Genomic DNA, 25,388 nt, shown 5'->3' on the forward strand with positions numbered 1-25,388 from the left:
CCAGGCAGTCCGGACCCGCGTTCTGAGAGTCCGGTAAGAACTCATTACGGAACTCTGACGAGCACCCGCGATTCCTGGCCCCGCCGGGGTCGCGGGTGTTCGAATGGATGGGTGAACCCCGAACGAGCCGAGAAGCCCGAGGCGTCGGAGCCTCCCGAGGAACGCGGTACCCCGATCGGGCGCCGGGTCCTGCTCGGCACCCTCGGTCTCGGCGCCCTCGGCGTGCTCGCCGCGCCCACCCTGCAGCGGGGTCTGGAGGGCTTCCTCGGCAGCGCGGCCGAGAAGGACCCCACCGGCCTCACCGGACTGCTCCCCAACGGCGGCGGTTTCCGCTACTACTCGGTCACCTCGTCCGTGCCGCACAAGAACGCCGCGAACTACCGGCTGACGGTCGACGGACTCGTGGACACCCCGAAGACGTACACGCTCGACGACCTGCGCGCGCTGCCGCAGACCCGGATGGTCAAGGACGTCCAGTGCGTCACCGGCTGGCGGGTGCCGGACACGCCGTTCGAGGGGGTGCGGCTGTCCCGGCTGCTGGACGCGGCCGGAGTGCGCGCCAAGTCGGGGGCGGTGCGCTTCACCTGCTTCGACGGCGCCTACTCCGAGAGCCTCACCCTCGACCAGGCCCGTCGCTCCGACATCCTGGTCGCGCTGCGCATGCAGGACAAGGACATCGGCCACAACCACGGCGGCCCGGTCCGCCTCTACGTGGCGCCGATGTACTTCTACAAGTCCGCCAAGTGGCTGTCCGGCATCACCGTCACCGAGGATGTGCGGCCCGGCTACTGGGAGGAACGCGGATACGACGTCGACGCCTGGGTCGGCCGTTCGAACGGACGGGACGATGACCCTACGACCTGACACTGCGGCGCCGCCGTCCGCCGACGTCCGCCGGTTCGGCCCGGCGCAGCGCTGGGTGCACCGCACGACGGCCGCGCTGATGGGCGTGTGCGTGGTGACGGCGGCCTGTCTCTACATCCCCCAGTTCGCCGAACTCGTCGGCCGCCGCGAGCTGGTGGTGCGCGTCCACGAGTGCGCCGGGCTCGCCCTGCCCGTGCCGGTGTTGGTGGGCCTCGTCTCCCGTCGGTTCCGCGCCGACCTGGGGCACCTCAACCGCTTCGGCTCGCACGACCGGATCTGGCTGCGCGCGGCCCTGCACCGGGACAAGCGGCGCGCGCTGCGGCCGGCCGCCAAGTTCAACGCCGGGCAGAAGGTCTACGCGGCCTGGATCGCCGGCGCGACGCTGGTGATGCTCGGCACCGGACTGCTGATGTGGTTCACCCATCTCACGCCGATCCAGTGGCGCACCAGCGCGACCTTCGTCCACGACTGGCTGGCCCTCACCATCGGCATCGTCCTGGGCGGCCACATCGGCATGGCCCTGGGCGACCCGGAGGCCCGCCGGGGGCTACGGACGGGCTCGGTGAGCCGGGAGTGGGCGGACCGGGAACATCCCCTGTGGCGACCTTGACGCCGGGTCCGGGCTGACGGACGGGAGCGCGCCGGGGGAGACCACGGTGAAGGCGTCCGCCAGCCGCGCCTCGGTGGCGCCGTACTTCACCACCACGTCGACCGGCCGCGGATAGTCGTCGAGACCCGGGACCACGGCCGCCAGCACCAGCTTGTCGCCCGACCCCGACACCATCACGAGGGGCCCGGGCACCTGCACGCCGCCGATGAACAGGCTGCCGTACCGCAGCAGTTCGGCATGTTCGAAGTACGTCCGGCTCAGCTCGATCCCGACCATCTCGCCCGGCAGCGCCTCGCCGTCACCGCCGGTGTCCGTCCCGGAGACCCCGTACGAGCACGCGGGCGCCGCGCCCGCCGACGCCTTCAGCCGCACGGTGGCGGCCGGGTGCCGCCGATGGAAGTCCAGCAGCCCGCCGAGTACGGCGTAGGCGGCCCGCCCCTTGCAGGTGTCGGCCCGGCCCGCCAGGGCGGCGTGGTCCTGCGCGGCCCTCTCCCAGCTGCCGCCCCGGCCGCCCTGCACGGCCAGACAGGCGGAGGCGAGCCCGCGCAGCAGCCGCCACTGCGGGTCCGTCGCCTGCGGGATCAGGCCGAGGGCGGCCCGGCACTTGTCGGGCGCGGTGAGCCGGTCATAGACGCCGGAGGGGTCGGCGACGGCGTCCTCGTCGGGCGAGCGGGGGCCGGGCGGGAGCCACGCGGGGGCCTGGAGGACCACCTTGCGCGGGGGCGAGGGAGCGGGGCTCGTCGACGGCGTGGGCGTCCTGCTGAGGTGGGTGGCGGTGGGCCCCGGGATCGCGGTGGCGCTCGCCGCTCCGGCGGGCGAGGGCCGTACGGGGGTGCCGGAGCCGCACGGCGCCCGGGTGCGGTCGCCCGGACCGCCGGCCGACGGGTCGGCGGAGACGGTCGTGGAGTCGCCGCCCCCACTGTCCGCGAAGCCACTTCCGTCACTGGTCACGGCCGCCACGGCCACCGCCACGGCTCCGACCAGGAGCAGCCCCGAGATACGCACCCCGAGGGAAACCGCCATCATGCCCCCCGACACGGTCGCCCCCGAGAGTCACCCCGGGGGTCCCCTCATCATGAGGCCCGACGCGCTCCCGGGGAAGGCAGCCTCAGCCCCCGAAGTCCAGCAGCACCTTGCAGGACCGGGCGCGGTCGGCAGCCAGCCTGAAGGCCGACTCGGCCTCCTGGACCGGGACCACTGCGCTGACCAGCGCGTCGAACGCCGGCTCGGCGGCCAGCAGGCGCAGCGCCTCGTCGAACTCGCCGTCGAAGCGGAACGCCCCGCGCAGCTCGATCTCCCGGCTCACGACCAGGTTCCCGGCGAACGGACTCGGCCCGGGCGGCAGCATCCCGAGCTGCACGACGACTCCGCCGCGCCGCACCAGACGCAGACAGGTGTCCAGACCGGCGGCCACCCCGGACGCCTCGACCGCCACGTCGGCCTCGGCCGGCCACCCCGGGTCGTCCGGATCGTCGGCCCGTACGAGGGTGTCGGCGCCGGCACGACGGGCGTACTCCAGAGCCGCCGGGAGGAGGTCGGTGACCGTCACCCGTTCCGCTCCGGCCGCCTTCGCCGCCGCGACGACCAGGCAGCCGATGGGACCGGCGCCGGTGACGAGGACGTGCCTGCCCGCGACGTCACCGGCCCGGCGCACGGCGTGCAGGGCGACCGACAGCGGTTCGGCCAGGGCGGCCCGGAGCAGGTCCAGGTTCTCCGGGAGCGGCCTCAACTGCTCGGCGGGGACGACCACTTGGGCCGCGAAGCCGCCCTGTACGTGCGGGAAGCGGGCCGCGCTGCCGAGGTAGCGGGTGTCCCGGCAGACGTTCCGGCGGCCCTCCGCGCACTCCGGGCACACCCCGCACGGGGTCGCCGGGTGCACGGCGACGGCCGTACCGACAGCGGGACTTGACGCGTCGGGGGAGCCGTACGCGACGACCGTGCCCACCACCTCGTGGCCGAGCAGCATCGGTTCCTTCAGGCGGAAGTCGCCGACCCCGCCGTGCAGCCAGTAGTGCAGGTCGGAGCCGCAGACCCCGCCGTAGCGGACGGCGACCAGCGCCTGTCCGGGGCCGGGCTCGGGGACCGGCAACTCCTCGACGCGCAGGTCGTCCTGACCGTGGATCACACAACCGAACATCTCTCGGGATCCCTTCACAGCACGCTCGTCATGCCGCCGTCGACATACAGGATCTGGCCGCTGACGAAGTCCGCGGCGGGCGAGGCGAGGAAGAGCACCCCGCCGACCAAGTCCTCGGTACGGCCCCAGCGGCCGGCCGGGGTGCGGCGGCGCACCCAGGCGCTGAACTCCTCGTCCTGGACCAGGGGTTGGGTCAGCTCCGTCTCGATGTAGCCGGGGCCCAGGCCGTTGACCTGCACGCCGGAGGGGCCCCAGTCGGCGCACATGCCCTTGGTGAGCATCTTCAGCGCGCCCTTGGTGGCCGCGTAGGGCGCGATGCCGGGGCGGACCACCTCGCTCTGCAGCGAGCAGATGTTGACGATCTTCCCGTGGCCGCGTTCCGTCATCCGTCGGGCCGCCTCGCGGCCGACCAGGAACGCGCTGGTGAGGTTGGTGTCGATGATGCGGTGCCAGTCGGAGTCGGTGAACTCCAGGAGCGGGGCGCGCAGTTGCATGCCCGCGTTGTTCACCAGGATGTCCAGCGGGCCCACCCGCTCCTCGACGTCCGCGATGCCGGCGGCCACCGACGGGCCGTCGGTCACGTCGAAGACGGCGGTGTGGACGTCGCCGGGCAGGTCGGCCGCCGCCTTGGTGAGCCGGTCGGCGTCCCGTCCGTTGAGGACCACCGTGCAGCCCGCCTCCGCCAGACCCCGGGCGAGGGCGAGGCCGATGCCCCGGCTGGAGCCGGTGACCAGGGCCGTACGGCCGCTGATGTCGAACAGGGGGTGACTCATTTCCGTACTCCTGTTTCCGTACCGCTAGATGATCAGCGAGAGCAGCAGGACCAGGCCGCCGGCGACCACCGAGATGATCGTCTCCATGACGGACCAGGTCTTGAGCGTCTGGCCGACGCTCAGGCCGAAGTACTCCTTCACCAGCCAGAACCCGGCGTCGTTGACATGGCTGAAGAAGAGCGAGCCGGCGCCGATGGCCAGGACCAGCAGGGCGGTGTGGGCGGTCGACATGTCGGCCGCCAGCGGGGCGACCAGGCCGGCCGCCGAGACCGTCGCCACCGTCGCCGAACCGGTCGCCAGGCGGATGCCCACCGCGATCAGCCAGGCCAGCAGCAGCGCGGGGATCGACCAGTCCTTGGAGATGTCCAGGATCATCTGGCCGACGCCCGAGTCGATCAGGGTCTGCTTGAAGCCGCCGCCCGCGGCGACGATCAGCAGGATGCCCGCGATGGGCATGAGGCCCTTGTCGACGGTTTCGGTGATCCGCTCCTTGGTGAACCCGGCGGGCTGGCCCAGCGTGAAGATGGCGACGATCACGGCGGCGAGCAGGGCGATCAGCGGGGAGCCGACCACGTCGAAGACGCGCTGGGTGCGGTTGTCAGGGTCGTCCACGACGATGTCGACCAGCGCCTTGGACAGCATCAGCACGACCGGCAGCAGCACGGTGCCCAGGGTGGCGCCGAAGCTCGGGCGTCCCTTCAGCTCCTCGGAGGCGCGCGGCGGCAGCATCCGGTCCGGCACCGGGACGTCCACCCAGCGGGCCGCGACCTTCGAGAACAGCGGACCGGCGATGATCACCGTCGGGATGGCGACCAGGATGCCGAGCGCCAGCGTCACACCGAGGTTGGCGTGGACCGCGTCGATCGCGACCAGCGGGCCGGGGTGCGGCGGGATCAGGCCGTGCATCACGGACAGGCCGGCCAGCGCCGGGATGCCGATGCGCATCAGCGAGTAGTTGCCGCGCTTGGCGACGATCAGCACGACCGGGATCAGCAGCACGATGCCGACCTCGAAGAAGAGCGGCAGCCCGATCACCGAGGCGATCAGCACCATCGCCCACGGCATCGCCCGCCCGCTCGCCTTCGCGAGGATCGTGTCGACGATCTGGTCCGCGCCGCCCGAGTCGGCCAGTAGCTTGCCGAGGATCGCGCCCAGCGCGATCAGCACGCCCACGCTCGCGACCGTGGAGCCGAGCCCGGTGGTGAAGCTGGTGATGACCTTGTCCAGCGGGGCGCCCGCGACGGCGCCGAGCACCAGCGAGCCGATGGTCAGGGACAGGAAGGCGTGCAGTTTGAACACGGTGATGAGCACGACGATGACGGCGATGCCCACCAGGACGGCGATGCCGAGCTGAGCGTGCCCGGCCGAGGTGATCGGCTCGGGCGCGTCCGCTGCCAGCAACTCGACGCTGAGTCTGGTCACGGTGGATTCCCTTGGGATACGGGGATGGGGGAGGGGGTGCGGAGGTGCGGGGTGGTGCGGTGCGGGGGGTTACGGGGTCGGTTCGGGGAGGGCCGACAGGGTCCGTACGGCCCGTTCGGTGATCTCCTCGGGGCTGCCGGAGACGTCCACCTCGACGCCCGCCTCGTCCGCCTGGAGGGGCTGGAGCGTGGCGAACTGGGAGTCGAGCAGCGCGGTCGGCATGAAGTGTCCCTGCCGGTGCGACATCCGGTCCTCGATGAGGGCGCGGTCGCCCGTGAGGTGGACGAAGACGACATCGGGGGCGGCGGCGCGCAGCCGGTCGCGGTAGGACCGCTTCAGCGCCGAGCTGCTGACCACCCCGCCGAGCCCGGCCCGGCCGTGCGCCCAGGAGCCGATGGCGTCCAGCCACGGCCACCGGTCGGCGTCGTCGAGCGGGACGCCGGCCGACATCTTGGTGATGTTGGCCGGCGGGTGGAAGTCGTCGCCCTCGGCGTACGGGACGCCGAGGCGTGCCGCGAGCAGGGGGCCGATGGTCGTCTTTCCGGTGCCCGCGACACCCATGACCACGACGACGTGGGGGGCGCTCATCGCTACCTCGCTGTCTTCTTCGACATCTGGACGCCAACCGGCGTCGACCACACTGAAACCGATTAGGTACGACGAATTCAAGAGTCTGTGACAAATAAGTCTGACTTTTTGGTTCCGTGATGCGGCCCGTACGCTGAGTGCATGAGCACCACGGGCCGGGGCCTGCACGGCCGAGTACTGGACACCCTCGGTCCCGCCATCACCGCCGGCGAGTACCCGCCGGGCAGCGTTCTGCGCACGGACGAGCTGGCCCAGCGGTTCGACGTCTCGCGGTCCGTGATGCGGGAGGCGGTCCGGGTGCTGGAATCCATGCACCTGGTCGCGTCGCGCCGGCGGGTGGGCGTCACGGTGCGCCCCAAGGCCGAGTGGAACGTCTACGACCCACAGGTCATCCGCTGGCGGCTGGCCGGCGCCGACCGCCCCCACCAGTTGCGCTCACTGACCGTCCTGCGCTCGGCGATCGAGCCGGTCGCGGCGGGCCTGGCCGCGAAGTTCGCCTCCGCCGAGCAGTGCGCGGAACTCACCGAGTGCGCGATCGGCATGGTCGCCAACTCGCGCGGCCACAAGCTGGAGGACTACCTCGTCCACGACGTGGCCTTCCACCGGGTGATCCTCGCCGCGTCCGGCAACGAGATGTTCGCCCGCCTCGGTGACGTCGTCGCCGAGGTCCTGGCCGGCCGCACCCACCACGAGGTCATGTTCGAGGACCCCGACCCCGCCGCCGTCACCCTCCACGTCCAGGTCGCCGAGGCCGTCCGCGAGGGAGACGCCGTCCGCGCGGAAGCGCTGACCCGCGAGATCACGGTGGGCGCGCTGCAGGAACTGGACATCCTGGCGCCCTAGCCGGACGTCGGCCGCCCAGGCCGGGGATCAGTCCAGGAACTCGCCGTCCACGTACACCCACGCCCCCTCCACCCGCTCGAAGCGGCTGCGCTCGTGCAGCGAACCGCCCCTGAACGACGCCCGGAACGTCACCGTGCCCGTGGTGTGGAAGGCCGTGCCGTCGGTCGTGGCGAGGATCTCCAGACCGGTCCAGCGCATCCCGGGGTCGAACTCGATCTGGGCCGGGCGGGTCGTCGGGTGCCAAGTGCGCAGCAGGTACTGCTCGTTGCGCTTCGCGAAAGCGCTGTAGCGCGACCGCATCAGGGTCTCGGCGGTCGGTGCCGCGGCCGCACCCCGATGGAATCGGCCACAGCAGTCTTCGTACGTCTCCGCACGACCGCAAGGGCACGAGGGGTTGTGAACAGGGGCGGAACCGTGCTGCCGCCTCGAATGCGAGGTGCGTCGGGACATGCCCCCCATTCTGCTGCACCATCGCCTGAGGAGGTTGACAGGAGGGGGAATGCCGACGGATGCCGTGAGCGCCGCGAGGCCGTCTTGTCCGGGCGTCTACGTCGAAGAGCTTCCCAGCAGCACCCGCGCCGTCTCCGCCGTGATCCGTCGGCACCACGGCTGGAGCGAGCGGTCCGTCATCGGCCACAAGGAGTGGCAGCCCGGCAAACAGGACCCGCGCGGCTTCACCATGGGCTGCGGACACCACGAGGAGGGGCCCGGCCCTGAGTGGACCGAGGCCGACCGGACCTCGTACCGGGCCTGGCAGTACAAGCTCGGCTTCAAGGGCAAGGACGCCGACGGCAGTCCGGGCAAGGTCAGTTGGGACAAGCTGAAGGTGCCGGCGTCCTGACTCCCGCGGGCCCGCCCGCCTATGCCGGTCCGGCGTTGGTGGGCGGGTGGGTCGGCCGCTCGGGTATCCGGCTCTCCTGCCGGGGCAGCGGGGGCAGCCGGGTGCCGTGCACCCAGGCGTTGAACACGTCGTCCAGCGGTTCGCTCGCGTAGCGCGCCGCGTGGGCCGCGAACGTCGCCGTCGTCACCGAGCCGCCCCGGTGCAGGGCGACCCAGCCGCGCAGCATGCGGAAGAACGCGTCGTCGCCCAGCGCGCAGCGCAGCGCGTGCAGGGTCAGGCCGCCGCGCTCGTAGAGCCGGTCGTCGAACATCGACTTGCGGCCCGGGTCGGCCAGCCGCAGGTCCTTCGGCATCGAGGCCACCAAGCGGTGTGCGGCGGCGGCCAGTTGCTGTGCGCCGGGGCCGCCCGAGCGCTCCGACCACAGCCACTCGGCGTACTTGGCGAAGCCCTCGTTGAGCCAGATGTGCCGCCAGTCCGCGATGGACACGCTGTTGCCGAACCACTGGTGGGCCAGCTCGTGCGCGACCAGCCGCTCCGAACCCCGGGCCCCGTCCACGTGGTTGGCGCCGAACAGCGACAACCCCTGTGCCTCGACGGGGACATCGAGCTCCTCGTCCGTCACCACCACCGCGTACTCGTCGAACGGGTAGGGCCCGAACAGCTCCTGGAAAAGCTCCATCATCTGCGGCTGCCGTGCGAAGTCCCGCGAGAACTGCGGCAGCAGGTGCGCCGGGATGTGCCCGTGCTGCGCCACCCCGCCCGGACCCGGGTCGCCCAGCAGCACCGTCTCGTACTTGCCGATCGCCAGGCCCACCAGATAGCTGGAGGTCGGGGCTGCCTGCTCGTAGACCCAGGTGGTCGTCGACGCCTTCGTCGTCCGGGTCAGCAGCCGCCCGCCCGCCACCACCGCGTACGCGGACGGCGTGGTGATGGAGATCTGGTAGGAGGCCTTGTCGGCGGGCCGGTCGTTGCACGGGTACCAGGACGGCGCACCGATCGGCTGGCTCGCCACCAGCGCCCCGTCCTCCAGCTCCTCCCAGCCCAGGCCGCCCCAGGGGCTGTTCACCGGCTTGGGGTTGCCCGCCCAGTGCACCTCGACGGTGAAGGCCGCGCCCGGCCGCACCGGCTTGGCCGGGCGCACCCGCAGCCGGCCGCCGCGGTGCGTGTAGTGCGCCTGCCGGCCGTCCACCCGCACCCGGCCGATCTTGAAGTCGGCCAGGTTCAGCTGGAACTCGGCCAGCGGCGAACGGCCCGCTATGGCGTTGATCCGGGCCGCCCCCGCCAGGCGGTTGGGGCCGGGCCGGTAGTCCAGCGTGAGTTCGTAGCGGTGCACCCGGTAACGGGCATCGCCGTTGGCCGGGAAATACGGGTCCGGACCCACTGAGTGCTGAACTGCCACTGCCGTTTCTGCTCCCTGCGCTGCGCTGCCACTCGGTGCCGTCGGTGCCTCGCTCACCGACTCCGAGTGACCCGCGCTCAGGGGCGCCATGCCTCGATCGGGTTGCCCAGCCAACGGGTGTCGTCCGGGACGGACTCCGAGGCCATGACGAGCGACGCGGGACCCAGCGTGGTGCGGGCCCCGATCGTGCTGCCGGGCAGCACGATCCCGCCAGGGCCCAGGGTGGCGCCCTCACGGAGAACAACAGTATCCGTCCGCAAGATCCGGTCGTGGAAGAGGTGAGTCTGCAGCACGCAGCCACGGTTCACGGTGGCCGCGTCCTCCAGGGTCACCAGGTCGGTCTCGGGCAGCCAGTAGCTCTCCACCCAGACGCCCTTGCCGATCCGGGCGCCGAGACCGCGCAGCCACGCCGTCAGCACCGGCGTACCCGGCACGGAACCGGCGAGCCAGGGCACGGCCACGACCTCGACGAAGGTGTCCGCGAGCTCGTTGCGCCACACGTAGCCGCTCCACAGCGGGTGCTCACCGGTGTGGTGGCGGCCGACGAGCAGCCACTTGGCGACGATCGACAGGAGCCCGGCCGCCGCACCGGCGGCGAGCAGGACGAGACCGGACAGCAGCGGGGCCCAGGGTCCGAGCAGGCACAGCAGCGCCACCGTGCCGGCCGCCAGCGCGGCCGAGCAGAACACCGGCACGATCCGGCACAGCTCCACCAGACCGCGCGCCCACAGCAGCCGGGCCGGCGGGTCGTACGTGCGGCTCTGGTCGCTCGTGGAGGCGCTGCGCGGCAGCTTCACCGGCGGCAGGCCCAGGTACGAGCTGCCCTTCTTCGCCTTCTTCGGCGTCGCCGACAGCACACCCACCAGACCGCCGTCCGGCACGCTGCGGCCCGGCGCGGTCATCCCGGAGTTCCCGAGGAACGCCCGCCGCCCGATCTCCGCGCGCCCGATCCGCATCCAGCCGCCACCCAGCTCGTACGGCGCGGTCAGGGTGTCGTCGGCCAGGAACGCGCCCTCGCCGACCGTGGTCAGACTCGGCAGCGCGAGCACCGTGGAGACCTCGGCGCCGCGTCCGATGCGCATGCCGAGCAGCCGCAGCCACACCGGCGTGACCAGCCCGGCGTACAGCGGGAACAGCGTCTCGCGGGAGCGGTCCATCAGCTGCGTGACCGTCCAGGCCTGCCAGCCGATCCGGCTGTGCGTCGGATGCGTGCCCTCCCGCAGGCCCAGGCTCAGCAGCCGCACGCCGACCAGGATCAGCAGCGCGTACGCCAGACCGAAGGCCAGCGTGGCCGGGACGAGAGCGAGCGCGGCACCCTTCACGGGCGCGTCCGCGTCGACGAGAGCCTGCGCCACGAGGAACGCGGCCCCGCCCGCCAGCAGCGGCAGCGCGGTCAGCACGAGGCCGGTCAGGCCGTACATCACACGCCAGTACGTGCCCTTCTGCGGCCGCTCCTTGGGCCAGTTCCGCTTGGCCTTGCCGAGCTTGACGGCGGGCGCGCCGGCCCAGCGCTGGCTGGTGGGGATCTGACCGGTGACCGCCGAGCCCGGGGCCACCTCGGCCCGCTTGCCCACGCGGGCGCCCGGGAAGAGCATGCTGCGGGTGCCGACGACGGCGTGCGCGCCGACCTTGACCGGGCCGATCTCCAGCCGGTCGCCGTCCAGCCACCAGCCGGACAGGTCGACCTCGGACTCCACGGCCGCGCCCCGGCCCAGCTTGAGCATGCCGGTGACCGGCGGCAGCGAGTGCAGGTCGACGTCCTGGCCGATCCTGCCGCCCAGCGCCCGCGCGTACCGCTCAAGCCAGGACCCGGTCAGCGAGGTCGCCCCGCTGAACTCGGCCAGCCGCTCGGCCGTCCACAGCCGCAGATGCACACTGCCGCCGCGCTCGTACCGGCCGGGCTGCACGCCCCGCAGCAGCAGCCGCGCGCCGCCCGCGGCGATCGCGAGCCGGCCGGGCGGGCTGAACAGCGCCACGGCACCGGCGGCGATCAGCCACCAGGGGGCGGTCGGCAGCCAGGAGTAGGCCGGCAGCAGGTTCCCGGCGGCGGCGAGCGCCACCGTCCAGCGCAGCCCGAGCAGCGTGTACAGCGGCAGGAGCAGCAGCGTCTGGATCACCTTGGCGCGGGTCGGCACCGGGGCGACGGTGCGCCGGGCGCCGTCGTCCTGGGAGGACTCCTCCAGGTGGCGGGCCAGCTTGCGCAGGGTGGGCTGCTGGTAGATGTCGAGGACGGCCGCGCTCGGGTAGCGGGTGCGCAGCCGGGTGGTCAGCAGGGCGGCGGCCAGGCTGGAGCCGCCGATCGCGAAGAAGTCGTCACGGGCGCTGCCCACGGGGATGCCGAGGACCTCCGTCCACTGCTCCGCGAGCCAGGCCTCGGTGCCGTAGAGCTGCTCGGCCGGGCCACCGGTCTCCAGGCCCTCCAGGGGCCACGGGAGAGCGTTGCGGTCGACCTTGCCGGAGGTGCGGGTCGGCAGGTCCCCGACCGCCGCGATCAGCGGGACCAGCGCGGCGGGCAGCTCGGCCCGCAGCTTCTCCACGGCGGTGGCGTGGTCCCAGCCCTCCTGGGTGACGACATAGCCGACCAGGAGCTGGTTGCCGCTGCGCGCGGTGCGCACGGCCGCCGCCGCGCCCGCGACGCCGGGCAGCGCCTGCAGGGCCGCGTCGACCTCGCCCAGCTCGATCCGGCGCCCGCCGAGCTTGATCTGCTCGTCGGCGCGGCCGAGGAAGATCAGCCCCTCCGGCTCCGCCTTGACCAGGTCACCACTGCGGTACGCCCGCTCCCAGCCCAGCGAGTCCAGGGGCGCGTACTTCTCCGCGTCCTTCTCGGCGTCGAGGTACCGGGCAAGGCCGACCCCGCCGATCACCAGCTGTCCGGTGCCGCCCATGGGGACGGGCTCGCCGGCCTCGTCCACCACGGCCAGCTCCCAGCCGTTCAGCGGCAGCCCGATGCGGATCGGCTCGTCGCCGGTCATCAGCGAGGCGCAGGCGACGACGGTCGCCTCGGTGGGTCCGTACGTGTTCCAGACCTCGCGCCCCTCCGTCACCAGCCGCTGCACCAGCTCGGGCGGGCAGGCCTCGCCGCCGAAGATCAGCAGGCGTACTTCGTTGAGGGCCTCGGGCTCCCAGAGGGAGGCCAGCGTCGGGACCGTGGAGACCACGGTGATCTCCTGCTCGACCAGCCAGGGGCCGAGGTCGGCCCCGCTGCGGACCTGGGAGCGGGGCACCGGCACCAGACAGGCGCCGTAGCGCCACGCGAGCCACATCTCCTCGCAGGACGCGTCGAAGGCGACCGACAGGCCCGCCATGACCCTGTCACCGGGACCGATCGGGTCGTCGGCCAGGAACAGCGCGGCCTCCGCGTCCACGAACGCGGCGGCGCTGCGGTGGCTGACCGCGACGCCCTTGGGCTTGCCGGTGGAACCGGAGGTGAAGATGATCCACGCGTCGTGCTCGACACCGGGGCGCCGGGCCGGGACCTCGCTGCGGCCGTTGACGGTCAGCTCGTGCCCGGCGCCGACCACGGCCCGCACCTCGGCCTCACCGAACACCAGCTCGGCCCGCTCGTCCGGGTCCTCGGCATCCACCGGGACATAGGCGGCACCGGCGGCGAGAACGGCGAGGATCGCGACGTAAAGGTCGTTGGTACCGGACGGAACACGGACACCCACACGGTCACCGAGGCCGACCCCGGCCGCGCCGAGGCTGCGGCGCAGCTGCTCGACCTCTATGGCCAGCGCACGGTAGGTGAGCCGGGTCGTACCGTCGTCGAGGGCGAGCTCGTCCGGGTAGGAGCGGACGGACGCGTCGAAGATGTCGACCAGAGTGCGCGGAGAGGCCGCCTGGCCTCCCGAGAAACGTGCCGTATTGCCGAGCTGCTCGCGGATCTCATCGTCGAGCAGGCCGAGAGCACTGCTCTCGTGTGTGGCTGCCATCGGGTCCTCGCGTCTGGTTCCCGGACCTCCGGGGCGCTGGCGGGTCCGCAGGGTTGCCTGGGGTTGTCCGGTTCCAGCTCGGTTAACAAGCAGGAAATTTTAGTACGACGCTAGGTCCGGGCACGGTGACCGGCCACTCGGGACACCTGATCAGGGGGCGTCCGGGGATCACCCCGGCTCCGATGACCTGGGCTTCTTCACTCCCGGGAGAGATGGCCCACACTGTGCGTGAAGGGCCGTTTCCGGTACGGAAAAGGGTACTTACCGCTGTTGCGGGGCACGCCGGGCCAACAGCACCGAGGCGAGCACGGCGGCGCCGAACGCCACCCCCGCGACCACCCACAGCGCGCTGTGCACACCCGCGGTGAACGCCTCCGCGACGGCGTCCGTGATCTGGGGAGTCGACCGCCCGGACGCGCTGCCGCCGTCCCGGGCGACCGTCACCACCTGGTCGATCACCGGTCCCGGCAGCCGGTGTTCGGCCAGCCGCTGGGGCAGCACACCGAGGAAACGGACCGCGAGCACCGCCCCGAGCACCGCCGTCGCCAGCACCGAACCGACCTGCCGGAACGCCGTCACCGCCGACGAGGCCGCACCCATCTGCGGACCCTCCACCACCTCGAACGCCGCCGCCGTGGACGGTGCGACCACCAGACCGCTGCCCAACCCGGCCAGCACCAGCCCCAGTGCGGTCACCGCATAACTCCCGTCCGGCTCCTGACGCAGCAGCACCAGCGCCGCGACCGTGGTCAGCAGCGAACCCGCCGCCAGCAGCCGGCCCGCGTGTATCCGCCCGGCGAGACGCTGCGCCGACGCCGTGGCCGCCACGAAGGCGAGCATCGCGGGCAGCAGTCGTATACCGGTGCCCAAGGGGCCGAAGCCGCGGACACGTTGCAGGAAGAGGACCTCCAGGAAGACGACACCGACGAACACGAACAGGGCCGCCGCCGCGACGCACAGAGCCGCCGTGTAGCGGGAGTTGGCCATCATGCGGACGTCCAGCATCGGGACCGCCCGCCGCCGCTCCGTGCGTACCAGCGCGGTCAGGGCGACGGCGGCCACCGCGAGCACGGTGACGACGACCGGGTCGTCGTATCCCGCCCGGCCGCCCACCGCGATGCCGTAGACCAGCGTGGACAGGCCGAGCACGGCCCAGAACTGGCCCGGCAGGTCCAGCGGTCGGTCCGGTACGCGGGAGTCCGTGACCGCGCGCAGGGTGACGAGGACGGTGAGCACCGCGAGCGGCGTGTTGACCAGGTACACCGCCCGCCAGTCGAAGGACTGCAGCAGCACACCGCCGAGCAGTGGGCCGACGGCCAGGCCGACGCCGGAGACCGACACCCAGATGGATATGTACCGCAGCATGCGCGGCAGATCGACGAAGAACGTCGTCGTGATCAGGGCCAGCGAGGTGGGCAGCACCAGGGCCCCGCCCAGACCGCTGATCCCGCGGCCGATCAGCACCTGCGGATAGCCCTGGGCCGACGCCACCACGAGCGAGCCCGCGGCTATGAGCACCACGCCGGCGAGGAACACCCGGCGCCGCCCCAGCCGTTCGCCCAGCGCCCCGCCCGACAGCACACAGGCCGCGACCACCAGGGTGTACGTGCTCGACACCCAGCTGAGGTCGGCCGGCGCCACCTCCATGTCGACCTGGAGCGCCCGCAGCGTGGAGATGGCCGCGGTCACCTCGATGAACGACATGAAGAGGCCGAGACAGGCGGCGAGCAGGACGAGACGGGCGTGCGGGATCACCGGGGCGGGCGGGGGAGCCGCGGGTGCGGATGCGGGCGTTGCGGTGGCCGCCTCGCCCGTCGAAGGCCCGTCCGCCCCGGACTCCGTGCCGTCCGACTCCGCCGAGACCGTGTTCATGCCGACCGGGTCTCCTTCTCGGCCTGGTCGGCCAGGCGGCGCTGTGCCTCGTCCCAGGTGATCGGCAGTTGGTCGCGCTCGGCGTTCCAGAACACGAACACCGAACCCTTCATCCCCGGCCGCAGCCCGCGCACGCTCTTGGCGTGCGGGTCGGTCCGGTTGAAGGTGTTCAGGGCCTCCTGGTCACGCCAGGCCGACAGCGTCCAGAACGTCTTCTTCAGCGGCTCCGCGCGCAGCGAGGCCCCGAGCAGCCCGGGCGACCTGCGGACCTGCTGGAAGATGACCAAGGACAGCAGGAAGAACCGGGGCACGCCGAGCAGCGAGCGCAGCTCCAGCCGGGATGCCATGACCAGCGGCGGGCCGACGGGCTCACCACCGTCGGCCCCGTCCTTCGCGGTGCCGGGCATCCACGGAATCGTCGGCATGAAGTCTCTCCCCTCGGCGGTTCTGCGGCGGTCATTCATAAGAGTCCGCAGGCCGGTGTTTCCGTACACCCCCGGAGGGGTGAATTCCCGTCGTTCCCGCGGGGGCGTGCGGAGTTGTCGCGGGGGCGTGCCGCGGCGCCCGTTCGCTCCCGCGGAGCGCCGGATCGACCGGATCAGGACACTCCGCTCCGGCCCCCATCGGATGCCTCGATAGGGCAATTCCGCCCGCCGATGGGCCGATTGACCCCGTTTTCCGGCCAGGCCTACGGTTCCTTCTGCGCCGTCCGCAGAGCAACTGAGCGGACTGCCACCCCACTTCAGAGGTATCAGCCCTCTGCGCATCGGCCGTCGCTCCACGTGTCCCATCCCGCCACGTGACCGTTCCCGAGAACCGCTCGAGCCGAGGTGCAGCCCTGCCATGACCACCCGTGTCGCTGTCGTCGGAGCCGGAATATCCGGACTCTCCGCCGCCCATCATCTGCCGGACGACGTCGAAGTCACCGTGTACGAGAGCCAGAACCGTGCCGGCGGTCACGCCCGCACCGTGGAGGTCGACGAGAACGGCCGGACGATCGGCGTCGACACGGCCTTCGTGGTCTTCAACGCCCGTACGTACCCGGAGCTGACCGCCTTCTTCGAGAAGCTCGGCGTGACCGCGCTGGACCACACCGGCGGGTTCGACTTCTTCGACCTGGACCGCGGACTCGACTACGGCACCCGGGAGTTCGAGCTCTCCGAGGACGAGATCGCCGCCCGCTACCCGGACGACTTCCTCCCCCTGTGGCGGGACGCCGAACGCTTCCACCGCGAGGCGCCCCGCGACTTCCTGCGCAAGCGCACCGACCTCTCCCTCGGCGACTACCTGGACCGCGGCGGCTACACCGACACCTTCAAGTACGGCTACGTCGTACTGCTCGCCACCGCCGTCTGGTCGGTGCCCGCCGAGCTGATCTGGGAGATGCCCGCGACCACGGTGATCGCCTTCTTCATGTCCCACGACCCCGGCGGCCTCGGCGGCCGTTCGGTGGCGTGGAAGACCGTGTCGGGCGGCAGCATCGAGTACGTCCGCCGGGTCGTCGCCGGCGTCAACGGCAAGGTCCGCACCGGCGCCGAGGTCACCCGCGTCCGCGAGGACGGGGACGGTGTCGTCGTCGCCACCGCCGCCGGCGAGGAGCGCTACGACCTCGCGGTGCTCGCCGCGCACGCCGACCAGACCCTCGCGGTCCTGGAACACCCCACCCAGCTCCAGGCGGAGATCCTGCGCAAGGTCCGCTACAGCGAGATCACCGCGATCCTGCACACCGACCCGTCGAGCATGCCGCCGGACCGCTCGCGCTGGCAGAGCTGGAACTACGGCGTGAAGACGGTCGACGGCCGCCCCCGCACCTGGGTCGCCTACTACATGAACTCCCTGCAGGGCTTCACGGCCGAGCGCGACTACTTCGTCACCCTCGACTCGCCGATCGCCCCGCGCGACGAACTCGTCGTCCGCGAACTGCCGTTCACGCACCCGGTCATCGACCTGGAGGTGCGCGCCATGCAGCGCACGATCTACGACGTCAACGCGCCGGGCGGCCGGATCAAGCTGGCCGGCTCCTACTTCCACGCGCCGCGCATCGGCGTCGACCTCATCGGCTCACACGAGGCCGGATTCGTCTCCGGGCGGCTGGCGGCCGAGGCCGTCACCCGCGAGCTGCACCACCAAGCCAATCGCACAGCGAAGTGAGGGGAATCTCCATGCAGCGTGTCACCGCCGACGAAGCCCGGCTCTGGCTGGTCGAGAAGCTCGCGGTCCGGCTCGGCGTCGACAAGGAACAGATCGACGCGGAGCGGTACTTCGACGAGTTCGACCTCGACTCCACGGAGGCGCTGATCCTCGCGGGCGAACTGGAGAAGTGGCTCGGCTTCGAACTGGAGGCCACCGCCCTCTGGTACCACCCGACCATCGCCGCCCTGTCCGAGCACATCGCCGAGGAGAGCGACCGCCATGTCGCCCCGGCCTGACACGGCCGTCGCGGCCCGGCGGTCCCTGCGGCGCCCGTTGCTGACGGCGCTGGGGACCGCCGCGGGCCCGACCGCCCGCACGGTCTGCGCCGTCCACCCGGGCGCGCTGCCGCCGACCATCTGGCAGGACCTCGTCGCGAGGCTGCCCGAGGACAGCGCACCGCACCTGTGCGACCTCGGCAACGTCCCCGCGTACGCCATGGCCGCCCTCGACCCGACCGCGCCCGTGCCCGGCGTCCGCGAACTCGCCGCGCAGTGCCTGGCCGAGCTCACCGCGGCCGGGCTGACGGAGCGTCAACTCACCCTGATCGGCTGGTCGTTCGGTGGTGTCGTCGCCTACGAGATCGCCGCCCAGCTGGCGGCGGAGGGGCGGGGGGATGTCGTGGACGCGCTGGTCGTCCTCGACTCCATCGCGCCCGTCGCCGCCTTCCAGCCCGCCGACGACGCCCTGCGACCGACCCTGCTGCTCGACTGGTTCGCGATGTACCTGGGCGCCAAGCGGGGCCGCCGGTTCGACTTCGTCCCCACCGACGAGGACGACCTCGGCACACTGCTCGACGCCGCGACCGCCCAGGGCCTGCTCCCCGCGGACACCGAAGAGGCGGGCCTGCGCAAGCTGTTCACCGCTTTCCACGCCGGGTTGGTCCGCAACAACCGCTGCACCGCCGGTTATCTGCCCGACCCGCTCGACCGCACCATCACGCTCGTCAAACCCGCGGGCTCCCTGCTGCCCGCCAGCCCCGACCTCGGCTGGGCCGGGCTGAGCGGCCGGCCCCTGCACAAGCTGACCGTCCCCGGGGACCACTACACGCTGCTCGGCGAACCGGAGACCGTCGCCGCGCTGGCCGCCCTGCTCGCCGCACCGCCCACTGGCACGCGCCAGGCGGACTGAACGCGTCCGCCCCACCCGACCCGCAGACACAGAGCACCAGCGGAGGAACACCGTGCAGCACTCACGTCTGGCCGAGACACCGATCGCGATCGTCGGGTTGGCGGGCCTCTTCCCCAAGTCGCGCGACCTGCGCGAGTTCTGGCACAACATCGTGGACGCCGAGGACTGCATCGAGGACGTTCCCGAGAGCCACTGGAACACCGAGGACTACTACGACCCGGACCCGGCGGCCGAGGACAAGACCTACGTCCGGCGCGGCGGCTTCCTGCCCGAAATCCCCTTCAACCCGATGGAGTTCGGGCTCCCGCCCAACACCCTTGAGGTCACCGACATCCTCCAGCTGCTCTCCCTGACCGTGGCACGGGACGTGCTGCGCGACTCGGGCGCGGACCAGAGCAACTGGTACGACGCCTCCCGCACCGGCGTCATCCTCGGCATCACCGGGGCCAACTCCCTTACCCAGCCCCTCTCCGCCCGCCTGCAGACCCCGGTCCTCAAAGAGGTCGTGCGCAGTGTCGGCCTGAGCGAGGCGGACGCGGAGGAGATCGCGCAGCGGTTCAAGAAGGCGTACATCCCCTGGGAGGAGAACTCCTTCCCCGGCATGCTCGGCAACGTCGTCGCCGGCCGCATAGCCAACCGCTTCGACCTCGGCGGGACCAACTGCACCGTCGACGCCGCCTGCGCCAGTTCGCTGGCCGCCGTCAAGCTCGCGGTGAGCGAACTCATCGAGGGCCGCGCCGACATGATGATCACCGGCGGCTGCGACGCCGAGAACACGATCCTCATGTACATGTGCTTCAGCAAGACCCCGGCCTTCTCCAGGACCCAGCAGATCCGCCCCTTCGACGAGTCCGCCGACGGCACGCTGATCGGCGAGGGCATCGGCATGCTGGCGCTCAAGCGCCTCGCCGACGCCGAACGCGACGGCGACCGCATCTACTCCGTGCTGCGCGGCATCGGCACCTCCAGCGACGGCCGCTTCAAGAGCATCTACGCGCCGCGCGCCGAGGGCCAGCAACTCGCCCTGCGCCGCGCCTACGCGGACGCCGACGTCCCGGTCTCCGCCATCGAACTCTTCGAGGCGCACGGCACCGGCACGGCGGTCGGCGACCACACCGAACTCGCCGCCCTGTCCTCGGTGGTGTCGGCCGGCAACGACGACCACGGCTACGCCGCCATCGGCAGCGTCAAGTCCCAGATCGGGCACACCAAGGCCGCCGCGGGCGCCGCGAGCCTCATCAAGCTCTCCCTCGCCCTGCACCAGAAGGTCCTGCCGCCCACCATCAACGTCGAGACCCCCAGCGACGCCCTCGATCCCGCCAGCACCCCGTTCTACGTCAACACCGAGGCACGCCCCTGGGTGTTGGACCCGGAGCGCGACAAACGCCGGGCCGCCGTCTCCTCCTTCGGCTTCGGCGGCACCAACTTCCACATGGTGCTGGAGGAGCACGACGGCACCGACGCCAAGACCCTTGGCCCCGTGGTGCGTTGGGGCCTGTGGCACGCGGCAGGACCCGAGGCGCTCGCCCTGCGCATCGAGAACGGCGCCGCCACCGACGAGACCGGCGCGATCCCCGCCTCCGACGCCCGCATCGGCATCGTCGCCCGCAGCGACGTCGAGTTCGCCGAACTGCGCGACACCGCAGTCGAGTTGCTGCGCGCCCGCCCCGACGCCCCCTCCTGGCAGCACCCCAAGGGCATCACCTACCGCCGCGCGGCCCTGCCCACCTCGGTGAAGACGGCCGCCGTCTTCGCCGGACAGGGCAGCCAGTACGTCGGCATGGGCCGCCGGGCCGCCATCGCACTGCCGCCCCTGCGTGCCGCGTTCGACCGGGCCAACCGGCTGACCGAGGGCCCCGACACCCTCGCCCGCACGGTCTTCCCGCCGCCCGCCTTCACCGACACGGTCCGCCGCGAGCAGGAAACCGCCCTGCGCCGCACCGACTTCGCCCAGCCCGCCATCGGCGCGCTCTCCGCCGGCCAGTACACCTGGCTGCGCGAACTCGGCTTCCGCGCCGACGGCGTCATCGGCCACAGCTTCGGCGAACTCACCGCGCTGTGGGCGGCCGGCGCCCTCGACGACGAGCAGTTCGCCCGGCTCGCCCGCGCCCGCGGCACCTCGATGGCCCCGCCCGAGCATGCCCCCGCCGACTTCGACCCCGGCGCGATGGCCGCCATCCGGGCCTCGCTCTCCGACGTCCAGGCCCTCGTCGCCACCTACCGCAACGTGGCCATCTGCAACATCAACGCCCCCGGCCAGATCGTCGTCGGCGGCCCCACCGACGAGATCGACCGCCTGGTCGCCGACGTCTCGGGCCGCCGCATCCCCGCGAAGCGGCTGCCGGTCTCCGCCGCCTTCCACACCGGGTTCGTCGCCCACGCGGCCGACGCGTTCCGCCAGGCCGTGGAGTCCACCGGACTGGAAACGCCCGCGATCCCCGTCTACGCCAACACGCCCGGCTCCGCCTACGGCACGGACACCGCGGCCAACCGCCGCACCCTCGTGGACCAGTTGCTCCAGCCCGTGGACTTCGTCTCCGGCATCGAGAAGATGTACGCCGACGGATTCCGCGTCTTCGTCGAGTTCGGCCCCAAGCGCGTGCTGACCGACCTCGTCGACCGCATCCTCGAAGGCCGCACCGACGTCGTGACCCTCGCGGTGGACGGTGGCCCCTCCAAGGACAGCGAGGTCTCCCTCAAGCGCGCGGCGATCGAACTGGCCGTCCTCGGACTGCCCCTGGTCGGCTTCGACGACCGCGTCGAGCCCCGCCGCGAACAGGCCGCCCGCAAGGGCATGACCATCCCGCTGCGCGGCATCAACTACGTGACCGAGGAACGGCGTTCGGCCTATCGGGACGCGCTGTCGGAGCCGCTGGCCCTGACGGCGGCGGCACCCGCGCCCGTGAACGGTTCCGGTTCCGGTTCCGCCGACGACGGCATCGAGTCCGTCGTACGCGAGGGGCTCGGCCTCCAGGCGGAGATCCTCACCGCCCACGTCGACACGGTCCACGCGTCGGTGCGCTCGCTCGAACAGTCCGTACGGGCCGGGGGACATCCCGACACGGAGGCCGCGCTGCGGCTCATCCGGGAGCAGGGCGCGACGATCGGCGCGGCGCACGAGCGGTCCACGCGGCTGCTGTTGGAGGCGTTGCGGGGGGCGGCGGTCGAGAAGGAGACCGTCGCGGAGGAGGTCGTCGAGGCGGAAGTCGTTGAAGCGGAGATCGTTGAGACAGAGGTCGTCGACGATCGGGTTGTCGACGATCGGGTTGTCGAGCCGGAACCTGTGTACCTACCCGAGCCCGAGCCTGCGCCCATTCCTGAGCCTGAACCTGCCCCTGTCGCCGGCTCGGCCATACCCGCCGGTGTGATGGACGCGCTGCTCGGTGCGGTGGCGGAGAAGACCGGCTATCCGGTGGAGATGCTGGAGCCGGGGATGGATGTCGAGGCCGATCTGGGCATCGACTCGATCAAGCGGGTGCAGATTCTCGGCGCGTTGCAGGAGTCGTACCCGGTCTCCGAGGACGTCGACCCCGAAGTGCTCGCAGAGCTGCGGACGCTGGACGACATCGCAGGATTCCTCGCTTCCACCCTGCCTGCTGAAGCGGCTCCTGAGCCAACTCCAGTAACCGAACCTGAACCCCAGCCCGCCCCTGTCTCTGTCGCCGACGCGGCTGTCGCCGCCGGTGTGATGGACGCGCTGTTGGGCGCGGTGGCGGAGAAGACCGGCTATCCGGTGGAGATGTTGGAGCCGGGGATGGATGTCGAGGCCGATCTGGGCATCGACTCGATCAAGCGGGTGCAGATTCTCGGCGCGTTGCAGGAGTCGTATCCGGTCTCCGAGGACGTCGACCCGGAGGTTCTGGCGGAGCTGCGGACGTTGGACGACATCGCCGGCTTCTTGGCCTCCACGGTGTCCACCGAAGCGACTCCCGCGCCCGCGCCCGTTTCCGCTCCAGCCCCCGCGTCCACTCCTGAACCCGAGCCTGCCCCCGCCTCCGTCTCCAACTCCGCTGTAGCCGCGGGCGTGATGGACGCGCTGCTCGGTGCGGTGGCGGAGAAGACGGGTTACCCGGTGGAGATGCTGGAGCCGGGGATGGATGTCGAGGCCGATCTGGGCATCGACTCGATCAAGCGGGTGCAGATTCTCGGCGCGTTGCAGGAGTCGTATCCGGTCTCCGAAGACGTCGACCCCGAAGTGCTCGCGGAGCTGCGGACGTTGGACGACATCGCCGGCTTCCTGGCCTCCACGGTGTCCACCGACAGCACCCCCACCCCCACCTCAAGTCCCGCACCCGCATCCGCCCCCACCACCCCTCTCACCATCACCTACCCCCCCACCCCCGGAATCGGCCGCACCTACGCCGACGTCACGGAGATCGCCTCGCCCCACACCCTCGTCGGTGCCTACGCGGAGTCCCGTACCGCGGTCGTCGTGGACGACGGGTCGTTGTTGACCCGGCCGCTCGCGGGCGCGCTGCGTGGAGACGGTTGGCGGGTCGAGGTCGTGTCGCTTCCCGGGGTGGACAGCGTCGTGCCGGAGGCGGATGCCGTGCGGCGGCTGGTGAGTTGGGACGAGGGGGAGCTCGCCGCGAATCTGGCGAGCGGGCGGGTCGATCTCGTCGTGCAGATGGCGGCCGCGGCCGGGCCGGAGTGGGCCGAGGGGACGCGGCGGCTGGAGCACTGCCTGTTGGTCGCGAAGAACAGCCTGGCCGCGTTGAAGGCGGTCGCGGCGCAGGGCACCCGGGCCGGGTTCGTCGCGGTCACGCGGCTGGACGGGGCGAGTGGGTATCGCGGTGCCGGAGACGCCTCCCCGCTGCTCGGCGGGGTCGCCGGGCTGGTGAAGACTCTTGCCATCGAGGTGCCCGAACTCTTCGTCCGTACCGTCGACTTCGCGCCGGAGCTGGCGCTGACCACGGTCGGTGCCCGGTTCCTCGCCGAGATCGACGACCTGTCCCGCGCGTACGCCGACGTGGCGCACGACCCCGCCGGACGCCGTACCGTCGCCCTCGCCGCCGAACCGCATCAGGCGCGCGCGGCGGCCGTTCCGGAGGTGTCCTCGGCCGACCTGTTCGTGGTGACCGGGGGAGCCCGCGGCATCACCGCCGACTGCCTGCACGCGCTCGTCTCGGCGCGGCCCGCCGGGCTGCTGCTGCTGGGCCGCAGCCGACCCGCTCCCGAGCCCGACTGGGCCGTCGGCACCGAGGGCCCGGCGCTGCGGGGGCTGATCGCGCGGCGTGCGGCGCAGGGTGGGCAGAAGCCCAACCCCCGTGCCGTGGAAGCCGAGTTCAGGGAGATCACCGCCTCCCGCGAGATCGCCGCGAACCTCGCCCGGCTCACCGCCACCGGCGCCCGCGTCGAGTACCTCACCGTCGACATCACCGACGCCGCCGAGACGCGCCGCGTGCTGACGCCGTACGCCGGTCGGGTCACCGGTGTCGTGCACGGGGCCGGCGTACTGGCCGACCGGCTCGTCGCGCAGAAGTCCGCCGAGGAGATCCGCCGGGTGCTGGCCACGAAGCTGCTCGGCCTCGGCAATGTGCTCGATGTCCTGCGCGGTATCGCCGAGTTGCGGCATCTGGTGCTGTTCTCCTCCGTCGCCGGGTTCTTCGGCAACCGCGGACAGTCCGACTACGCCATGGCGAACGAGGCGTTGAACCGGATCGCCGTACGCCTGAAGCGGGAACTGCCCAACGCGCGCGTCACCGCGATGAACTGGGGCGCCTGGGACGGCGGGATGGTCTCCGACGACCTGCGGGCGATGTTCGCTCAGCGCGGCATCGCGCTGGTGCCGCTCACGACCGGCGCGGGCATGTTCGCCGAGCAGTTCACGGCCGACCACGCGCACGACACGGTGATCGTCACCGGCCCGCTCACCCCGCTGTCCGCGCCGCCCGAGGCACAGGGTGCCGGGCTCGCCCCGCTGGTGGTCGACCGGACCCTGGCCGACCTGGCCGGCGAACCGCTGCTCACCGACCACACCATCGGCGACCGACGGGTACTGCCCGCCACGGCGGCCCTCGGCCTGCTGGCCAACGCGATCGAGACGGCGACCGGTGAGGCCGTCACCGGGGCGAGCGGCTTCAAGGTGTTCAAGGGCGTCTCCTGGGACGAGCCCGACGGGCAGCAGCCCCAGCGGCTGCGGCTGGCCGTCGAGCCCGCCGCGGGCGGGGTGGGAGTCGACGTACTCGCCTCCTCCGTGGACAGCGGCGGACGCAGCCGGCCCGCGTACAGCGTCCGGTTGAGCACCGGCGCCGCCGGGCCGCGGCCCGCGGACCGCACCGATCTGGCGGCCCTGGCCGGGAGCTCGGCCGGCCGGGACGCGGCACCGCTGTACCGCGACGGCACGCTCTTCCACGGGCCCTCCCTGCGCGGACTGCGCTCGGTGCTGGCCGTCGACGAGCAACGGCTGCTGGTACGGGCCCGGTTGGCCGACTCCCGCCCCGCGCACGGCGGTTACCACGGGCGGCTGCACAGCCCGGTCCTCGCCGACCTGTTGCTCCAGTCAGTGCTGGTCTGGGTGCGCGAGCGGCGCGGGCGGGCCTGCCTGCCCATGGAGATCGGGCGGCTGAGCCTGTTCGAACCGCTTCCCTCCGACGGGGACTTCCTGATCGCCGTCGAGGACATCAGGCCCGGTCGGACCGGCGTGACCTGCACGGTGACCGCGTTCGATCCGCGCGGCCGCGTGCTGGCGGTCCTGCGGGACGTGGTCGCGGTCGAGGACGCGGAACTGGAGAGCCGGTTCCGGCAGCCGGGCCGGGCCGCGGTCTCGGTCTGACGACGCTCGGA

General features: G+C 72.1%; 17 protein-coding genes and 1 pseudogene. 8 read left to right on the forward strand and 10 right to left on the reverse strand.

What is annotated here, in order from left to right:
• The first annotated feature begins 111 nt into the window (after window positions 1-111).
• Together M2283_RS20685 and M2283_RS20690 are read left to right on the forward strand one after the other, a co-directional pair.
• Window positions 112-864, forward strand: a complete 753-nt coding sequence (locus M2283_RS20685) for a molybdopterin-dependent oxidoreductase (RefSeq protein ID WP_280877795.1) — start codon at window positions 112-114, stop codon at window positions 862-864.
• Window positions 848-1,474 carry a cytochrome b/b6 domain-containing protein gene (locus M2283_RS20690; RefSeq protein ID WP_280877796.1) on the forward strand — a complete coding sequence of 209 codons (627 nt, stop codon included), beginning with the start codon at window positions 848-850 and terminating at the stop codon, window positions 1,472-1,474. Before M2283_RS20685 ends, M2283_RS20690 begins: the two co-directional genes overlap by 17 nt.
• Here M2283_RS20690 and M2283_RS20695 read toward each other — a convergent pair.
• From M2283_RS20695 to M2283_RS20715, 5 genes are all read right to left on the reverse strand, one after another.
• Window positions 1,412-2,500, reverse strand: a complete 1,089-nt coding sequence (locus tag M2283_RS20695) for a hypothetical protein (protein WP_280877797.1) — start codon at window positions 2,498-2,500, stop codon at window positions 1,412-1,414. The genes M2283_RS20690 and M2283_RS20695 overlap by 63 nt on opposite strands.
• A gap of 82 nt (window positions 2,501-2,582) precedes the next feature.
• A complete protein-coding gene (locus tag M2283_RS20700) occupies window positions 2,583-3,611 on the reverse strand; it encodes an L-idonate 5-dehydrogenase (protein ID WP_280877798.1) in 1,029 nt (342 codons plus the stop codon).
• A gap of 14 nt (window positions 3,612-3,625) precedes the next feature.
• Complete coding sequence (locus M2283_RS20705; protein WP_280877799.1) at window positions 3,626-4,384, reverse strand: SDR family oxidoreductase; 759 nt, start codon at window positions 4,382-4,384, stop codon at window positions 3,626-3,628.
• Between the two features lie 24 nt (window positions 4,385-4,408).
• Window positions 4,409-5,806 (reverse strand): GntP family permease, encoded by a 1,398-nt coding sequence (locus tag M2283_RS20710; RefSeq protein ID WP_280877800.1) that lies wholly within the window; start codon window positions 5,804-5,806, stop codon window positions 4,409-4,411.
• Between the two features lie 69 nt (window positions 5,807-5,875).
• Window positions 5,876-6,394: a gluconokinase gene (locus M2283_RS20715; RefSeq protein ID WP_280877801.1), complete on the reverse strand. Its 519-nt coding sequence runs from the start codon at window positions 6,392-6,394 to the stop codon at window positions 5,876-5,878.
• A 141-nt stretch (window positions 6,395-6,535) separates the two neighbouring features.
• On the opposite strand from M2283_RS20715, the gene M2283_RS20720 reads away from it, so the two are divergent.
• Window positions 6,536-7,237, forward strand: a complete 702-nt coding sequence (locus M2283_RS20720) for a FadR/GntR family transcriptional regulator (RefSeq protein WP_280877802.1) — start codon at window positions 6,536-6,538, stop codon at window positions 7,235-7,237.
• Between the two features lie 27 nt (window positions 7,238-7,264).
• Here the strand turns inward: M2283_RS20720 and M2283_RS20725 are convergent, their stop codons facing one another.
• The gene (locus M2283_RS20725) at window positions 7,265-7,687 is read right to left on the reverse strand and encodes a YchJ family protein (RefSeq protein ID WP_280877803.1); all 423 of its coding nucleotides are present in this window, start codon (window positions 7,685-7,687) and stop codon (window positions 7,265-7,267) included.
• Between the two features lie 130 nt (window positions 7,688-7,817).
• On the opposite strand from M2283_RS20725, the pseudogene M2283_RS20730 reads away from it, so the two are divergent.
• Window positions 7,818-8,078 (forward strand): annotated as a pseudogene (locus M2283_RS20730) (peptidoglycan-binding protein); the annotation flags it as partial.
• A 19-nt stretch (window positions 8,079-8,097) separates the two neighbouring features.
• On the opposite strand, the gene M2283_RS20735 reads toward M2283_RS20730, so the two are convergent.
• From M2283_RS20735 to M2283_RS20750, 4 genes are all read right to left on the reverse strand, one after another.
• The gene (locus tag M2283_RS20735; protein ID WP_280877804.1) at window positions 8,098-9,477 is read right to left on the reverse strand and encodes a M1 family metallopeptidase; all 1,380 of its coding nucleotides are present in this window, start codon (window positions 9,475-9,477) and stop codon (window positions 8,098-8,100) included.
• Window positions 9,478-9,554: 77 nt separating this feature from the next.
• Window positions 9,555-13,409 carry a Pls/PosA family non-ribosomal peptide synthetase gene (locus M2283_RS20740; protein WP_280877805.1) on the reverse strand — a complete coding sequence of 1,285 codons (3,855 nt, stop codon included), beginning with the start codon at window positions 13,407-13,409 and terminating at the stop codon, window positions 9,555-9,557.
• Between the two features lie 261 nt (window positions 13,410-13,670).
• Window positions 13,671-15,281 carry an MFS transporter gene (locus M2283_RS20745; protein WP_280877806.1) on the reverse strand — a complete coding sequence of 537 codons (1,611 nt, stop codon included), beginning with the start codon at window positions 15,279-15,281 and terminating at the stop codon, window positions 13,671-13,673.
• On the reverse strand, window positions 15,278-15,706 hold the full coding sequence (locus M2283_RS20750) for a DUF3291 domain-containing protein (protein WP_280877807.1): 429 nt from the start codon (window positions 15,704-15,706) through the stop codon (window positions 15,278-15,280). Before M2283_RS20750 ends, M2283_RS20745 begins: the two co-directional genes overlap by 4 nt.
• A gap of 418 nt (window positions 15,707-16,124) precedes the next feature.
• On the opposite strand from M2283_RS20750, the gene M2283_RS20755 reads away from it, so the two are divergent.
• From M2283_RS20755 to M2283_RS20770, 4 genes are read left to right on the forward strand one after another with little or no spacing between them, the layout of a single operon-like run.
• Complete coding sequence (locus tag M2283_RS20755) at window positions 16,125-17,432, forward strand: NAD(P)/FAD-dependent oxidoreductase (RefSeq protein ID WP_280877808.1); 1,308 nt, start codon at window positions 16,125-16,127, stop codon at window positions 17,430-17,432.
• 11 nt (window positions 17,433-17,443) lie between these two features.
• Window positions 17,444-17,710: an acyl carrier protein gene (locus tag M2283_RS20760; RefSeq protein ID WP_280877809.1), complete on the forward strand. Its 267-nt coding sequence runs from the start codon at window positions 17,444-17,446 to the stop codon at window positions 17,708-17,710.
• Entirely contained in the window at window positions 17,694-18,602 is a 909-nt protein-coding gene (locus M2283_RS20765) for a thioesterase domain-containing protein (RefSeq protein WP_280877810.1), read from the forward strand. Before M2283_RS20760 ends, M2283_RS20765 begins: the two co-directional genes overlap by 17 nt.
• A 52-nt stretch (window positions 18,603-18,654) precedes the next feature.
• Window positions 18,655-25,377, forward strand: coding sequence for a type I polyketide synthase (locus M2283_RS20770; RefSeq protein ID WP_280877811.1), 6,723 nt, complete (start codon window positions 18,655-18,657; stop codon window positions 25,375-25,377).
• Window positions 25,378-25,388 lie beyond the last annotated feature (11 nt).

It is taken from the genome of Streptomyces pseudovenezuelae (assembly GCF_029892565.1).
Classification (GTDB): domain Bacteria; phylum Actinomycetota; class Actinomycetes; order Streptomycetales; family Streptomycetaceae; genus Streptomyces; species Streptomyces pseudovenezuelae_A.